This window comes from uncultured Maritalea sp. (genome assembly GCF_937139385.1).
Lineage (GTDB): Bacteria > Pseudomonadota > Alphaproteobacteria > Rhizobiales > Devosiaceae > Maritalea > Maritalea porphyrae_A.
On record NZ_CAKZPW010000168.1, the window covers coordinates 1 to 15965 of the forward strand.

Here is a 15965-nt window from a genome sequence, read left to right on the forward strand (position 1 = left end):
GACTTTCAACTGGCGCAACCATCGGCATTTTGGGTGGTGGGCAATTGGGGCGCATGATGGCGCTTGCCGCCCATAGATTGGGCCTGAACACACACATTTATTGCCCGGACGAAAATAGCCCCGCATTTGCGGTTACCCCCCATAAAACTGTTGCAGCCTATGAAGATATCGCGGCCCTGACAAAATTTGCGCAAAGCGTTGATTGCGTAACTTACGAATTTGAGAATGTGCCTGCCCAAACAGCCGCTGCAATAACCGAAGCGGGAACCGAGCTGTTCCCTTCGGCCAAAGCACTTGAAATTTCGCAGGATCGTCTCGTTGAGAAACGCTTCATATCAACAGTTGGTATTGAAGTTGCGCCTTACGCCAAAGTTGATAACCAACAAGAGTTAGCAGCTGCTGTAAAAAAGATCGGTCTTCCCGCAGTGCTGAAAACCCGTCGTTTTGGTTATGACGGCAAGGGCCAAACCATGCTCAAAACCGCACAGGATGTGGAAACAGCTTTTGACACTATCGGAGCGCAACCCGCCATTTTGGAAGGTTTTGTGCCTTTTGAAAAAGAGATCTCCGTGATCATTGCTCGAGACCAAGCCGGACATGTGGCCGCTTACGACCCGGCTGAAAACGTGCATCAAAACCATATTCTAAAAACCTCAACTGTACCCGGCGACATTAATGTCGATGTCTGCGAAACAGCAAAATCCATTGCTACCCAGCTCATTATTGCTTTGGACTATGTTGGGGTTATGGGCGTTGAGTTTTTTGTGGTTCAAACCGACAGCGGCACTCAATTGGTGGTCAATGAAATCGCGCCAAGGGTCCACAATTCTGGGCACTGGACACAAGCGGCGTGCTTAAATGATCAGTTTGAACAACACATTCGCGCGGTGGCAGGCTGGGACCTTGGCAGCCCTGAACGGCACGCAGATGTTGTGATGGAGAATCTAATCGGTGATGAAATCATTGCCGGGATGAAAACCACAGAATCGAATACCCAAGTTCATCACTATGGCAAATCTGAAATCCGTGCGGGCCGGAAGATGGGCCACATCAATCGCATTTTTGCCAAAAAAGGCGTAAATTAGGGCGCTTTTGCTGCAAATTTACGTGCCAAGCGCTGGACAAGCCACATCAGGTTTGGTATCTACCCATCCAACGCTTGGCTGGTGCTGCTGGCCGAAGCGCATTTGGCTTTTTGTCAAAGCGCTAAATGAAATTCTGGTTTAACTCTTTTGAAGGTGGTGTGCCGCGTGCAAGTAGTCGTTCGCGATAACAATGTAGATCAAGCTCTTCGAGCTTTGAAAAAGAAACTTCAACGCGAAGGTGTATTTCGTGAAATGAAGTTGCGTAACTACTATGAGAAACCTTCTGAGAAACGTGCCCGTCAAAAGGCAGAAGCTGTGCGTCGCGCCCGTAAATTGGCTCGCAAGCGCTTGCAGCGCGAAGGTTTGGTTACAACTGGTCGTCGCTAAGACGTCTCAGTAATCATAACAAGATTTTTAAACGCCGCTGATCATTTCAGCGGCGTTTTTCATTGTTTGAAGGCTCGAAGGAGCTGCTATTCAGCAGCTTCCTTAATCACGGTTTCTAATGCCTCTTGAAACACTTCCTCTGGCTGCGCGCCGGATAGGCCATATTTGTTGCCCAAAATGAAGAAGGGCACACCTTGTACGCCCTGTTGTGAGGCACTCACAGATGCATTTTCAACTTCTTTTTGCAAATCTTCACGCGTCACAAGCGCCAACACTTCTTCACGGGTGAAGCCATTGGCGGTGCCAATGTCAACCAAGACTTCCGGGTCCGAAATATTGAGCGCATCTAGATAGGTAGCTTTGCTCATCGCCATCGACATGGCGTGCTGGGTGCCCCTTGATTCAGCTGCGGCCACCAAAACCTGTGCGGCCTGAGATGGGTAACGCATTTTCTGTTTACGCATGTCCAAATCAAGGCCAGACTTTTTGGCTTCCGCCTCCAATCGATCCCACATTTCAGCGGGATCTACACCATACTTGCGCTTCAGCATCGTTTCACTATCCTCCCCCTCTTTGATGGCGTTTGCATCAAGCAGATAGGGATGGTGAAAAATGGATACTTTGGTACCATCGTTAAGTGCGGCAATCGCTTTGTTCAAACGATGAATGCCAACCAAGCACCATGGGCAAACCGGATCGGAAAAAATATCTATACGTAGTTCAGCCAATGGGCACTCCTTCGGACTACTTTGAAGATTTTAAAAGCCCAACGGCTTTCCTGAATTTTACAATGTGATCTGAAATGCCTGACTGAGCAGTATTCGTCCAATAACGAATATGTGTAATCAGGCGCAGATCATCCAACCCGAACTTTGAGTACAAGATGTGAACTTTGTGCTCTAAAACGCCACGGCCAAAAAGGTCAAATCCACCCACTGGCCCACCAAGCACATCGCCTTGCCAAAAGAACAAAGGATGTGGCTCATCATACATGTTCGTCCAACGCACAGCGGAAAAAACCGCACCATGATGCGCATATGCACGAGGCGCCTTTAAAGCCCAATCAGCCGTGGTTTCAGGAATGGGCATCCCTGCGTAGTTGGGGCTAAATTCCAATTTGTCCGGCGTGTAGAGCACGCCGAAATCCTCATTGTACGGTCGCGGAGGCACAACCGGAAACAAGCGCTCTTCTTTCAGCTTCTCAAAGTTCTGAACCCCACGCGCAATCAAAAATTGGGCGTGGCTGAGAGGTGAACCAAGGGTCACAAGATCTGTGATCTTCCAGTAAGCTTTAGTTTTTTGTCCCAATTTGTTGGTGACTGGCCCAGACAATCGGATCGCCTTGGCCACATTTGCCTGCACAGCCTGATAAGCTTCAACCGTTAGATCATTCCAATAGCGACTTTTGTGGTTTTCAACGAACAAATCATGTTCAAACAGCGCTTGGCGTACCCGTGCCGAAGGTGGATTTTCATTGGTAGGTCCAAGCTCTTCCCACAATAGATGCAAAATATCATAGGCTACGACCGACCCCAATGAATGGGCAACAATCACGATGCGATCGTAGGTTGGATCATTGTGCAAATCGCGCAAGAGCATCAACCCGCGCTCACGCACATCGTGCCGACGTTTAACGGTGTCCGGGTGCGCACCAAGATAGCCAGCCACATCACCAAGATAGGGGAGAAAAAACATGCCGGTTAGAATTGTGATCAACACCGTTCCACCGACCACGCCCGAACGCACCTCAACCCCGCTAATGCCAAAAAGCGTATAGTAAACCAGCAAGGTGATGACGAAATAGGCGGGCCAGCGCAATATCCAGCGCAATGCGGGAACCAACCTCCCCAGCCCCACCATCAGGCCCAAATTAAGCACCCCCAAAAAGGTCACTTCCCAAATATCAAGCTGAGCGGTGCCGCCATCCAAATTCCACCAATCCAGCTCAAATATTGTGCCAAGTCCCAACAGCACCACGCCAAAAGCCACAAGCCCAATCAGCACAATGAGAAAACAAAGCGCCGCCCATGGCCAAACCATGCGATCGGTTACATATTGGGGGCGTACCATGACAATGCGCAGCAACCACCGCCACAAATTGCGCAGCTTGGCGTCATCTAAAACATCGGCATAATAAAACTCGAAGAAGTCGGTCCGCTTGCCGTCTTTTGCCGGGGGTGTTGTGATGCGCTGCAAGTCATGGCTACCGGTCTTACAATCGGGCACAATCCAACTTTTGTTGCCATCTGGCCCAATGTTACGGTCACCTGAATTGAGCATGCTTTTGTCGGTGGTCCAAAGCGTTTCGACAATCCGACGCATCATCCCCATTGGGCGCTGTTCGCCCATGCCATGCACAACAACTATTGCTTGTTTTTCACCTGCCATGAGACAATGTACCCGTCAGAAACCCATTGGCGCCAAGGTGGACCAATTCGCAAAGTGAAACAAGTTCCACAGCCTCATTCTTTGAACCAGATGCTCACTTTTGCTTGAGATAGTGTGAGGCATTTTTTTGAGCCCGGTTAAGAAGCGCAAACAATTGCACCGCTTCCTTTTCTGAAAACCCTTCGAGCACAACTTCGTTGACTTCAGTGTACAAAGAGCGCAAATGCGCCTTCTCTTGGCCTTTATTTGTAGCAGAAACCAAAACCGAACGTGCATCGGTACAAGATGCGCATTTCTCTACCCAACCCGCCTTTTCCATTCGATCCACCAGACGCGAAACCGCTGGTTTTTCAGACCGCATATAACGGGCAAGGTCGCCAACACTGACCGCTTTGCGCTGCCACAAGACACACAAAACAATCCACTGCTGGGGCGAAAGGTCGTGCGGCTCCAGCAAATGTGCCAAAATTTGGCGCGCTCGGGCAGCAGTTATGTTGACCAAACGGCCCAATGAATCCGCAGGTGGATCAATCGTTTCTTTTTGCATGTGACTTTTTAGTTTACATGGAACATAATTTATATTACATGTAAACTAACAGATATCAACCACTTTGAAAACAAAAAGGTGCACCCCATGGCTGCAACAACTGTGACCAAATACTCCCGCGCAATTCGTATTCTGCATTGGGTGCTCGCACTACTGCTAATCGGCTTACTGATTGCAGGCACAATCATGCACAACACCGCTGACGAGGCGACCAAGTTCGCCATCCTCAAACTGCACGCACCTTTAGGCCTATTGGCTGGCATTCTACTCTTCGCCCGCACCTATTTTGCTTTCACCCAACCTCGCCCCGCGGCTGACCCCAATTGGTCACTTGCTGTGAAGTGGGGATCAAAGATCATTCATATCCTGCTTTATGTGTTTCCACTCGCATTGGTGGGCTCAGGCATAGCAACAATGGTGGCATCCGGGCTCGGCGAAATCTTGCAATCTGGACAAACAGCACCTTGGCCCGAACTTTCAGGCATCGCGCTTGCGGGTGCTCACGGCCTGTTCGCCAAGCTGTTTTTGGCCAGCCTCGTTTTACACATTGCTGGCGCAATCTATCACCAAGCCATCATCAAAGACAATTTGATCGCCCGCATGATGCCCGGAAAATAACATAAATCAATACAAACAGGCGCAAGGGCAATTTGCCCTTGCATCTATAGTCACTAGAGCTTTTATAAAGCCTGCATCTTATTTAAAAGGTGCATTATGAAAGACCACAACTATCTCGCCCAAACGCAACTTTTGGATTTTCAATCTCAATCGATCCAAGACCTTATTCACGCGCGAAATTGGCAAGACCTCACCGAACACGACAAAATTGGTGCCGCTTACACATTTGTTCAAAACGAGATTAAATTCGGCTACAACCGGGCAGACAACACTCCTGCCAGCAATGTCCTTAAAGACGGGTACGGGCAGTGCAACACCAAAGGCACGCTTTTAATGGCGCTACTGCGCGCCCTAAACATAGCTTGTCGCCTACATGGGTTCACAATCAAAAAATCGCTGCAGCGTGGCGTTGTACCCGAACTGGTATATGCCATTGCACCAAACAGCATATTGCATTCATGGGTTGAGGTGAACTATCAGGATAAATGGATAAACCTAGAGGGATTCATCCTCGACACCCCATTTCTAGAACAACTGCAACAAGAGTTTGCCGGGCAATCTAGCATTTGTGCATATGGGGCTGGCACCGACTGTTTGGAAGATCCAAAGGTCGATTGGAATGGCACAGATACCTATATCCAACGCACCGGCATCAACAAAGATTTCGGTTTGTTCGACAGTCCAGATCAGTTTTATGCTAACCACAAACAAGCTTTTAGCCCGCTTAAGAACTGGCTCTACCAACACGTCATCCGGCACTGGATGAACAAACGGGTCGAAAAACTACGCCAAGGAATAATACCCAGCATCCCAACAAAAAAGGGCGCTCACTGAGCGCCCTCTTCGATCTCGACTTTGAGAATATGAATTAGTGGCCAAAAGCCTTCACAATATCTTCTGTCATTTTTTTCGCATCACCAAACAACATCATGGTGTTATCGCGGAAGAACAACTCATTCTGAACCCCCGCATAACCCGCCGACATGCCGCGTTTGATGAACAAAACTGTGCCTGCATTTTCAACGTCCAAAACTGGCATGCCATAAATGGGTGAAGTTTTGTCAGTCTTGGCTGATGGGTTGGTCACATCATTCGCGCCAATCACAAAGGCCACGTCCGCTTGCGAGAATTCTGAGTTGATATCTTCCAACTCAAAAACCTCATCATATGGCACGTTAGCTTCAGCCAAAAGAACATTCATATGACCCGGCATACGACCCGCCACAGGGTGGATCGCATATTTGATCTCCACGCCTTCAGCTTTGAGCAAATCGCACATTTCACGCAACGCGTGCTGAGCTTGTGCAACCGCCATGCCGTAACCCGGCACGATGATCACTTTGCCCGCGTTCTTCATCATGAAGGCCGCATCGTCGGCAGAGCCTTGTTTGACCGGCCGGGTTTCTTCTTCACCATCGGCCGCAGCACCACTGTCGCCACCAAAGCCACCAAGGATCACAGAGATAAACGAACGGTTCATCGCTTTGCACATGATGTAAGAAAGGATCGCACCTGAAGAGCCCACCAGCGCACCGGTGATGATCAATGCAGTGTTGCCAAGGGTAAAACCAATGCCTGCAGCCGCCCAACCCGAATAGGAGTTGAGCATTGAAACAACCACCGGCATATCCGCGCCACCAATTGGGATAATCATCAAACCACCCAAAACCAACGCGAGGACAGTAATTGCCCAAAACAGCATTGGATCTGCAGTAACAGTAAACTGCCAAATCAGATAGATCAGCAAAAGACCAAGCGCGATATGCAACGCATGACGCATAGGCAAAATGATCGGTTTACCCGACATATTGCCGTTGAGTTTAGCAAACGCGATTACAGAACCTGTAAACGTGAACGCACCAATAGCGACGCCAAGGCTCATTTCAACCAAGGCTTGCGCGTGGATATGACCGTCTGTTGTGATGCCAAAAGCATCTGGGGCATAAAGTGCTGCCGCAGCAACAAAAACAGCCGCCAAACCAACCAACGAGTGAAACGCTGCCACCAATTGGGGCATATCGGTCATCGCGATACGACGGGCCATTACGCCCCCGATCACGCCACCAATGCCGATACCAGCAATAATCAACACCCAAGACAATAGATCAGATGGCGCGGCAACCATTAGCGTGGTCACAACAGCAATGGCCATCCCAACAATACCATAAGTATTGCCACGACGCGCGGTTGCTGGAGAGGAAAGGCCCCGAAGCGCCATGATGAAGAGCACCCCGGAAACGAGGTACAATAGAGCTGCAATATTTGCGGAAATCATATCGCTTACCCTTTCTTCTTATACATGGCGAGCATGCGTTGGGTGACCATGAAGCCACCAAAAATATTCACGCTAGCGAAAACGAGCGCCAAGAATCCAAACACTTTGGAAATCCAATTGCCATCCGCCGCCAAATGCACGCCAACAGCAAGCAATGCACCAACAACGATCACCGAAGAAATCGCATTGGTCACGCTCATCAAAGGGGTATGCAAGGCGGGGGTTACCGACCAGACAACAAAATAGCCAACGAAAATCGCGAGCACAAAAATCGCCAATCGAAAGACGAATGGATCGATTGAACCACCCGACGCAGCCGATGCAGCAGCACCCGTAGCGGTTGAAAGTTGATCTAATGATGCAATCATGATTTCGCTCCCTTCTCGCCCGCAAAGGCAGGATGCACAACCGCGCCATCACGCGTCAGTTGTGTTGCAGCCACCAGTTCGTCTTCTGGGTTAACCGCCAATGTTTTTGCTTCCTTGTCGACAAGTGTCTCAAGGAATGAAGCCAGGTTTTTCGCATAAAGCTGAGACGCAGATGAAGCCACACGACCGGCCATATTCTCAAAGCCAATGATTTTGACGCCCTTGTGGTCAACAATCTCATTGGGTTTTGCGCCCTCAACATTGCCACCACGTTCAACCGCCAAATCAACAATCACCGAACCCGGCGCCATTGATTCAACCATTTTCTTGGTGATCAAACGCGGGGCAGGACGACCCGGAATGAGCGCTGTGGTAATCACCACATCTTGCTTTGCGATATGGGTAGCAACAAGCTCGGCTTGTTTGGCCTGATACTCTTTGCTCATCTCTTTGGCGTAACCGCCAGACGTTTCAGCTTGCTTGAACTCTTCGTCTTCAACCGCGACAAACTTACCGCCCAAAGATTCAACTTGCTCTTTTGCTGCTGGGCGAACGTCGGTTGCTGAAACAATTGCCCCCAAACGTTTGGCTGTCGCAATTGCTTGCAGACCTGCAACACCGGCGCCCATCACAAAGGCTTTGGCGGGGCGAATTGTGCCCGCTGCCGTCATCATCATGGGGAAAGCCCGATCAAATGCCACAGAGGCTTCAATGACGGCTTGGTAACCAGCAAGGTTGGCCTGTGAGGACAAAACATCCATCACCTGCGCGCGGGTAATCCGCGGCATGAACTCCATTGAGAACACATCAAAACCAGCTTTTGCAAGCGCCTTAATGTCTTTCTCATTGCCGAACGGATCCATTTGCCCGATGACCAACGCACCCTTTGCCGCGCCCTTTAGGGCTGTGGCTGTTGGTCGCCGCACACTCAGCACCACATTGGCACCTTTTAGTGTTGCAGCGGCGGTGGCAGAAATTGTCGCTCCTGCCTCCTTATAGTCCGCATCGGGTATTTTAGAACCTTCACCAGCTCCTTTTTCGATGCTCACTTTTGCACCGAACCCGATAAATTTTTTAACCGTTTCCGGTGTGGCCGCCACACGGGCTTCATTGGCGGCAGTTTCGCGTAAAATCGCTATCTTCATGCCTTACTCCCTGAATCTGCGAACAGATTCAAACGCATTAACAATAATGCGCCGCCCCCACATTTGCGGCACGTAAAAACTCGTCAGCTATTAGGCAACGAGGAAGAAATACATCAAGACCAACACCACAACGATGGCGATGGTTGCCCATTTAAAAAGGCTCATGACGCCTGCATAGGTCTTTGATTGCTCTTCGTACAATTTTTCAGCTTCAGTGCTCATTTGTATCTCCGTTTAATGAACCTAATTCGAATGCCGATCAGGCATCCATTTCTTCTAACTCGTCAATTAGACCTTCGATCATCGAAAGACCAAGCGACCAGAAATCTGGATCTTTGGCATCTAACCCAAATGGCGCCAACAAGTCTGAATGGTGTTTGGACCCGCCAGCGCGCAACAAGTCAAGATAACGTTGTGCAAATCCGTCCTCTGATTTTTGATATTGCGCATAAAGTGAATTCACCAAGCAGTCCCCAAATGCATAAGCATAAACATAGAACGGTGCATGGATGAAATGGGGAATATATGACCAAAAGCTCTCATAGCCTTCGTTGAGCACCACAGATGGGCCAAGGCTCTCCTTGCTCACATCCACCCACATTTTATTGAGTTCTTCAGACCGCAACTCGCCATTTCGACGCGCTTCATGCACTTTGCGCTCAAATGTATAGAAAGAGATTTGCCGCACAACCGTGTTCAGCATGTCCTCAACTTTACCTGCCAACAAGGCAAAACGTGCTTGCTTGTCAGTTGTTGCATCAAGCAACGAGCGGAAGGTCAGCATTTCCCCGAATACGCTGGCCGTTTCAGCCAATGTCAAAGGCGTTGACGCCATAAGGGGACCTTGATCAGCGGCCAACACTTGATGCACGCCATGCCCCAATTCGTGGGCCAAAGTCATCACGTCACGCGACTTGCCCAAATAGTTGAGCATTAAATAGGGGTGTGCGCTTGGCACCGTTGGGTGGGCAAATGCGCCCGGCGCTTTTCCGTCACGCACCGGCGCGTCAATCCAACCTGAGCCAAAAAATGGTTTCGCGACCTCTGCCAATTCAGGTGAAAACTTACTATAGGCAGACATCACCATGTCCGTAGCTTCGTCCCACTTGAACAAACGGTCATCATCATTAGGCAATGGCGCATTGCGGTCCCAAGCGTTGAGTTTTTCCATGCCAAACCATTTGGCCTTCATCGCATAGTAGCGGTGGGACAATTTTGGATAAGCAGTGCGCACAGCACTCTCAAGCGCATCTACCACTTCACGTTCAACCGAGTTTGCCAGGTGTCGACTATCGGCGACATCCTTATAACCGCGCCAACGATCAGAGATTTCTTTGTCTTTGGCCAATACGTTGGTGATGTGCGTGAAAAGGCGTTGATTTTCGCCAAGCGTACCCACCAATCCTTTAAACGCCGCTTCGCGCTTTTTGCCGTCCTTATCGGTCATTTGCGTCAATGTGGGTTCAAGCGACAGCTTTTTCCCATCCACATCAAACTTCAAGCTGGCCATAGTTTCATCAAACAAACGGTTCCACGCAGAACGTCCTGAAACTGACTTGTCGTGAAAAAGCTCTTCAACTCGATCTTCTAGTTGATAGGGCTTGGCTTTGCGCAACTCGATAAACCACGGTTTATAGCGGGCTAAGGCCGCATCCTTTTCAAAAGCAGCGTCCAAAATTGCGTCATCTACCCGGTTTAACTCCAGCGTAAAAAACAGCAAAGGGGTCGAGAAATTGGTCAGTCGCTCATTCATGTCGCCCATGAACTTTGATCGATCAGGGTCTGATGTGTTTTGGGCATATTGCAAATAAGCGTATGAACCTAAACGCCCCATCTTGTCGGAAAGCGCTTCGTAGCGAGTGATGGTTGCAAGCAGATCGCCATCTTTTGCCAAACCTTCAAGCTTGCCCTTAAAGTCATCAGCAAACTTTTTTGCTTCGCTTTCGCAATAAGCAATATCCGCATTTATCTCGTCACTATCGTGACCAGGATAAAGGTCCGTGAGATCCCACTGAGGTAAATCACCAAATTCTGCACCTGGCTTCTTTTCCGCCACCGCATCAAAAACCACATTGCTCATATCTAAATGTATCTCCAAAAGATTTGGAGCGGACATTAGCATATTCACCTAACTTGTGAAGGCCGCACCACCGCGCAGCCCCATAGAACAAGAAACAAGTTTACGTGTTCACAACATTTTTGAACGTGAGTTCGGCGAACATGAACAATTATACTTAAATCACTGTTAAGAACTCGCCCCTACCCTGCTCCAAAATAGAACAGTTTTATGATTCGCCCCGATTTCATTCGGGACGTGATCTAATCGATTGCGAGTAATATCAAGAATGGCCAAAGTCCTGATTATCGACGATGACCCGGTGCAATGCCGCCTTAGCACCCAAATTCTAAAGACCAACGGCTATGAAGCCTTTGAAGCCCTTTCTGGCGCTGAAGGCCTAAAACTGCTTGAAGATACTCAAATCGACGCCGTTATTCTTGATCTGATCATGCCTGAAATGGATGGCATGGCGGTCATGGCCGAAATGAACAAACGGAACCTGCCCCAACCCATAATCGTTCAAACTGCGAATTCGTCCATTGAAACAATTGTCACCGCCATGCGCCACGGGGCAACTGATTTCTTCGTTAAACCCGTTGCACCTGAACGCCTTGTCATTTCTTTACAAAATGCCCTAAAACGCCAAAGCCTTGAGACGTGTTTAAGAACGGAGCGGAACCGGTTGTCCGGTCACTTCGGTTTTGACGACATCATCACCAAATCTCCTGTTATGAACCGCGTTAAAGAACTAGGGGCAAAGGCCGGAGCATCCAACATTCCCGTTCTAATTGAAGGGGAAAGTGGCACAGGCAAGGAATTGATCGCACGCGCCATCCAAGCCTGCTCAAAACGCGCGAACAAACCATTCATCACCGTCAACTGCGGGGCGATCCCGGTAAATTTGGTTGAATCAACTCTTTTTGGTCACAAAAAAGGATCCTTTACAGGGGCGAATGCTGCCCAAAAAGGCAAATTTCAAGAAGCAGACGGTGGCACACTTTTTCTAGATGAAATTGGCGAACTTCCACTGGACATGCAGGTTAAACTGCTGCGGGCCTTGCAAGAAGGCGAGGTTGAACCTGTCGGGTCCACAACCCCTGAAAAGGTTGATGTCCGCATCGTCTCGGCCACCAACAAGCGCTTGCTCAACCTGACCAAAGAAGGCCATTTCCGCGAAGATCTATACTACCGTCTCAATGTCTTCCCCATTTACTTGCCGCCTTTGCGCGAACGTATGGATGATTTGGATGCGCTTATTGCGCACTTCATCGCCCGCTTTGGCGCAGAAGAAGGCCGCAATATTGCGCAATGTAGCGCAGAGGCCCTAACGCTCCTTAAGGGATACGACTGGCCGGGCAACGTCCGTCAACTCGAAAATACGGTTTATCGCGCGGTGGTGCTGGCCACCAATTCCGTCTTGGAGCCCAGCGATTTCCCCCAAATTTGCGCTTCAATTGAAGGGGCGGACCGGATCCGCACACAATTGGCAAGCCACCCGCATATGTCTATGCCCGTACATATCGACGACCTAACAACTCCAGCGCCAGAAGTACCAGCAACACTGACGAAGGAAAAAGATCGATTTGTAGCGGCAGACGGCGACATTGAACCCCTTGAACATGTAGAACGTGACCTCATCGCCTTTGCTTTGGATCAATATCAAGGCCGAATGAGCGCGGTGGCACGTGCGTTGGGCATCGGTCGATCAACGCTTTACCGAAAAATCAAGGAATATGGTCTAGAAGATAGCAATGCGGCATAATTGTAAGCAGATTGGCCGTTCAATTTTACGGTAACAATTATGCGAAAAGCTTGGTTTTGCCCCAAACTCAACGTATAAAACGCCAACATTTTTAAATTATTGAATGCGTTAAACGAAACGCAAACCAATAATAGCGTGTCCGGGCAAATGGTTAGCCCACAAAACGGTTGCGAGTTTTGAGGAACATAATGGGTTATAAATTTCGATCAGTGATTCTGGCCTTGAGTATCGCCAGCATTTCGTCATTTGGTGCACACGCTCAAGAAGCTGTTTTGGTCAATGGCGTTCAAGCAACACGAGTTGTTATTGGCCCTGCTGTTTCTCCTATGGCCAAAATCATTAAAGCGGGCCTGCGCGACGATTACTACGGCGCGAAATCTGGCACCCGCGCTTGGAAAAACGCTCAAGGTCTCTACTATTTTTACGGCGCCCGCAGCTTTGAGCCTATGTGGCTGCAAAATAATGGCGACCAGGTTACATTCTCGCCAAAAGCCCAAGAGATCGTTGAGCTATTCAAAAAAGCTGAGTTTGAAGGCTTACGCACCAGCGACTATTTAACCGACCAACTGGACATTGACGCCGCACAGGGTGACCCGCAAATGCTGGCACATGTGGAAGTTGCGTTCACTGACGCTGCAATTCTTTACGCAAAACATGCCGCGGGCGGGCGAATTGCGCCAAGCGCTGTTTCAAGCGCCATTACATTGCACCCAACGCGCGTGGATCTGGCAAAATTGCGCGTAGATCTGGTCAGCTCGGACAATCCTGCCGCACTATTGCAAAGCATGCACCCAACTCATAAAGAGTTCTCAGCTCTTCGCGCAGAGTTGGCCAAACGCATTGCAGGGCCCAAAATCGAGCAAATTATTGTGCCTGATGGCAAGTTGATGAAGCTAGGTAAAACCGACGAACGACTGCCGGTTTTGCGTGAACGGCTTGGTCTGACACTAGACGATCCAGCAAATGAATTCATTTACGATCAATTCGCCGAAGACGCGATAAAAGACTTCCAAACATCGATCGGTCTCATTGCTGATGGCGTTGTTGGCCCAGCCACAATTGCGGCCCTAAATGGCGCACATGGTGCCAGCGCGCAAGACATCGTTGCCAACATGGAACGCTGGCGCTGGATGCCCAAAAATCTGGGTGATTTCCATGTTTTCGTGAACATCCCTGAGTTCAAATTGCAAGTCGTGAAGTCTGACAAAGTGGAACACGCTACCCGTGTTGTGGTCGGCAAACCAAAACATATGACACCGGTCTTCTCCGACGAGATTGAACATGTTGTGGTCAATCCCTATTGGAATGTGCCTTCTTCAATTGCAACAACAGAACTTCTACCTAGCGCCAATGGAAATCCGGGCTATTTTGACAGCCGCAATTACGAATTATTGGCCGGTGGAAAAGTCATCAACGCCTCTTCTGTAGATTGGGCAAACATCAACCCTAAAAACCCACCTTTCCGCATCCGCCAACGCCCAGGCAGTGGCAATGCATTGGGCACCATCAAGTTTTTGTTCCCCAATCAGCATTCCGTTTATCTGCACGACACGCCTTCTAAATCATTGTTCAGCAGAACTTACCGCGCCTATTCGCATGGCTGCGTGCGCGTTCATAACCCACTTGAGTTCGCAGACGCACTCTTACGCTATGAGCCATCGCTAAATCTTTCTCAGATTAAAGGCATGATGGGCGGTAACGAAAAATGGAACAATTTGAAAACACATGTGCCAGTTCATCTCGCCTATTTCACCCTTAGGGTGGACCCGGACGGCACAGTGCGTAGCTTTGGTGATGTCTATGGCCACCACAAGAAACTTGTTGATCTGCTCAACAGCTAAATATCACTCAACCAACAATTTTACGCCTTCGGATTAACCTCGCTGGGCATTTTGACGCACCGCCTTGGTTCGGCCCCTTTTCTCACCCATATTTTAAGGGTAAGTTCCGTACACTGAGTTTTACTCATGGGGTAGCAAACGCTCTTATCGTTAATAAAATCGCATCTTGTTTGGTGTAGATTATATAAAGTTTTAGCGTTAAGGGCGTCCGAAAATTGTTGGGTATATTGGGCACACTCTATACATGCGCGATCAAGCGCACCTTTTTATTGTTGGTTGCCACACTTGTTGTAGCGACAGGTTTGGCCAGCCCAGCCGCGGCTGCGCGTGATCGCACGCTGTACCTTTATTACACACACACCAAAGAAACCGCCAAAATCACATACAAACGCAACGGCCGTTTTGACACAAAAGGTCTTGCGCAACTGAACCATTTTTTGCGCGATTGGCGCCGCGACGAACCCACAAAAATGGACCCACGGCTTTTTGACCTGATTTGGGAAGTCTACAATGAAGTGGGCGCATCGAAACCAATTCACGTGGTCTCGGCGTACCGTTCGCCAAAAACCAATGAAATGCTGCGCTCGCGCTCAAGCGCTGTAGCGAAAAACTCTAACCACACGCGTGGATTGGCCATGGATTTCTTCATTCCTGGTGTTTCTATTTCGAAGCTTCGCCAAGTGGCCATGAAAAAGCAAATGGGGGGCGTGGGTTATTACCCAACATCTGGCAGCCCATTCGTTCACCTAGACACAGGCAGCGTACGCGCTTGGCCGCGCATGACAACGGCCCAACTCAAGAAGATTTTCCCTAAGGGCAAAACGCTTCACATTCCTTCAAATGGCGTTCCATTGTCCAAAGCCGGATATGCAACCGCACAAGCTGAATATAAACGTTGTAAGCAGGTGCCATGTAGCGGCGCATCCTCAACACGTCTTGCAAGTGCTGCAAAAAAAGACACCAAGTCGGCCAGTTCAGGCTCTGGTCGAACTTTGCTCGATGTATTGTTTGGCAACAACAAAGACCAAGTTGAAGTGGCAAAAAAACCAACTTCAATCAGCACCCCCGTCAAAGTTGCTGCTTTGGGTCAACTGCCTCCAAAACGCCCCACATCTTTGCCGCTAACGCTTGAAGCCACTCAATCCTTACCAGCACCACTTGATGCGCCGGGCGAAACCGAAAGCCTTTTTGCCGTCACACCGCCGATCAAACCTGAAGCCATTCAAGTGGCAACAGCGAATCTGCTCGAAGATGAGCAGGCGATTGAAGATTTGCCTTCACGCTTTGCAGTCGCCTCAATTGATCCGGCACTAATCACAAACCCATCTCGCTTTGCGGTGGACGCTTCAAGCCAAGCCAATGAATTGCCACAAGTCCCAATGCGTCCGGGCACTGTGCCAGACACAAATGCTAGGATGCGTACTGACGAGTTTGCTGGGAAGGCTAATAAAGACAATACGGCTGATTTTATTGATGGCTTATTAGCTTTA

Annotated in this window: 15 protein-coding genes; 7 read left to right on the forward strand and 8 right to left on the reverse strand. The window is 49.3% G+C overall.

Features of this window, described 5'->3' with window-relative positions; genetic code table 11:
- Positions 1-20: 20 nt before the first annotated feature.
- Positions 21-1085, forward strand: coding sequence for a 5-(carboxyamino)imidazole ribonucleotide synthase (locus tag Q0231_RS07005; RefSeq protein ID WP_299346730.1), 1065 nt, complete (start codon positions 21-23; stop codon positions 1083-1085).
- A gap of 165 nt (positions 1086-1250) precedes the next feature.
- A complete protein-coding gene (gene rpsU, locus Q0231_RS07010; RefSeq protein WP_269394895.1) occupies positions 1251-1472 on the forward strand; it encodes a 30S ribosomal protein S21 in 222 nt (73 codons plus the stop codon).
- Positions 1473-1558: 86 nt separating this feature from the next.
- Here rpsU and Q0231_RS07015 read toward each other — a convergent pair whose 3' ends face one another.
- The 3 genes from Q0231_RS07015 to Q0231_RS07025 form a co-directional block, all read right to left on the reverse strand.
- On the reverse strand, positions 1559-2200 hold the full coding sequence (locus Q0231_RS07015; RefSeq protein WP_299346719.1) for a DsbA family oxidoreductase: 642 nt from the start codon (positions 2198-2200) through the stop codon (positions 1559-1561).
- Positions 2201-2216: 16 nt separating this feature from the next.
- A complete protein-coding gene (locus Q0231_RS07020) occupies positions 2217-3860 on the reverse strand; it encodes a hypothetical protein (protein ID WP_299346720.1) in 1644 nt (547 codons plus the stop codon).
- Positions 3861-3954: 94 nt separating this feature from the next.
- On the reverse strand, positions 3955-4407 hold the full coding sequence (locus Q0231_RS07025; protein ID WP_299346722.1) for a MarR family transcriptional regulator: 453 nt from the start codon (positions 4405-4407) through the stop codon (positions 3955-3957).
- Positions 4408-4494: 87 nt separating this feature from the next.
- Between Q0231_RS07025 and Q0231_RS07030 the strand changes: the two genes are divergently transcribed.
- Both Q0231_RS07030 and Q0231_RS07035 read left to right on the forward strand, forming a co-directional pair.
- Complete coding sequence (locus tag Q0231_RS07030; protein ID WP_299346723.1) at positions 4495-5025, forward strand: cytochrome b/b6 domain-containing protein; 531 nt, start codon at positions 4495-4497, stop codon at positions 5023-5025.
- 96 nt (positions 5026-5121) lie between these two features.
- On the forward strand, positions 5122-5859 hold the full coding sequence (locus tag Q0231_RS07035) for a transglutaminase-like domain-containing protein (RefSeq protein WP_299346724.1): 738 nt from the start codon (positions 5122-5124) through the stop codon (positions 5857-5859).
- 34 nt (positions 5860-5893) lie between these two features.
- Here Q0231_RS07035 and Q0231_RS07040 read toward each other — a convergent pair whose 3' ends face one another.
- From Q0231_RS07040 to Q0231_RS07060, 5 genes are all read right to left on the reverse strand, one after another.
- Positions 5894-7297, reverse strand: a complete 1404-nt coding sequence (locus tag Q0231_RS07040; protein ID WP_299346731.1) for an NAD(P)(+) transhydrogenase (Re/Si-specific) subunit beta — start codon at positions 7295-7297, stop codon at positions 5894-5896.
- Positions 7298-7305: 8 nt separating this feature from the next.
- On the reverse strand, positions 7306-7668 hold the full coding sequence (locus tag Q0231_RS07045; RefSeq protein WP_331283687.1) for a proton-translocating transhydrogenase family protein: 363 nt from the start codon (positions 7666-7668) through the stop codon (positions 7306-7308).
- Positions 7665-8813 (reverse strand): Re/Si-specific NAD(P)(+) transhydrogenase subunit alpha, encoded by a 1149-nt coding sequence (locus Q0231_RS07050; protein WP_299346725.1) that lies wholly within the window; start codon positions 8811-8813, stop codon positions 7665-7667. Before Q0231_RS07050 ends, Q0231_RS07045 begins: the two co-directional genes overlap by 4 nt.
- Before the next feature lie 90 nt (positions 8814-8903).
- Positions 8904-9035 (reverse strand): aa3-type cytochrome c oxidase subunit IV, encoded by a 132-nt coding sequence (locus Q0231_RS07055; protein ID WP_269394902.1) that lies wholly within the window; start codon positions 9033-9035, stop codon positions 8904-8906.
- Between the two features lie 37 nt (positions 9036-9072).
- On the reverse strand, positions 9073-10893 hold the full coding sequence (locus Q0231_RS07060) for a M3 family oligoendopeptidase (protein ID WP_299346726.1): 1821 nt from the start codon (positions 10891-10893) through the stop codon (positions 9073-9075).
- 265 nt (positions 10894-11158) lie between these two features.
- Between Q0231_RS07060 and Q0231_RS07065 the strand changes: the two genes are divergently transcribed.
- From Q0231_RS07065 to Q0231_RS07075, 3 genes are all read left to right on the forward strand, one after another.
- Positions 11159-12634 (forward strand): sigma-54 dependent transcriptional regulator, encoded by a 1476-nt coding sequence (locus Q0231_RS07065; RefSeq protein ID WP_299346727.1) that lies wholly within the window; start codon positions 11159-11161, stop codon positions 12632-12634.
- Between the two features lie 188 nt (positions 12635-12822).
- A complete protein-coding gene (locus tag Q0231_RS07070) occupies positions 12823-14475 on the forward strand; it encodes a L,D-transpeptidase family protein (RefSeq protein ID WP_299346728.1) in 1653 nt (550 codons plus the stop codon).
- Between the two features lie 215 nt (positions 14476-14690).
- Positions 14691-15965: DUF882 domain-containing protein (locus tag Q0231_RS07075; protein ID WP_299346729.1), on the forward strand; the 1275-nt coding region annotated here is incomplete at its 3' end.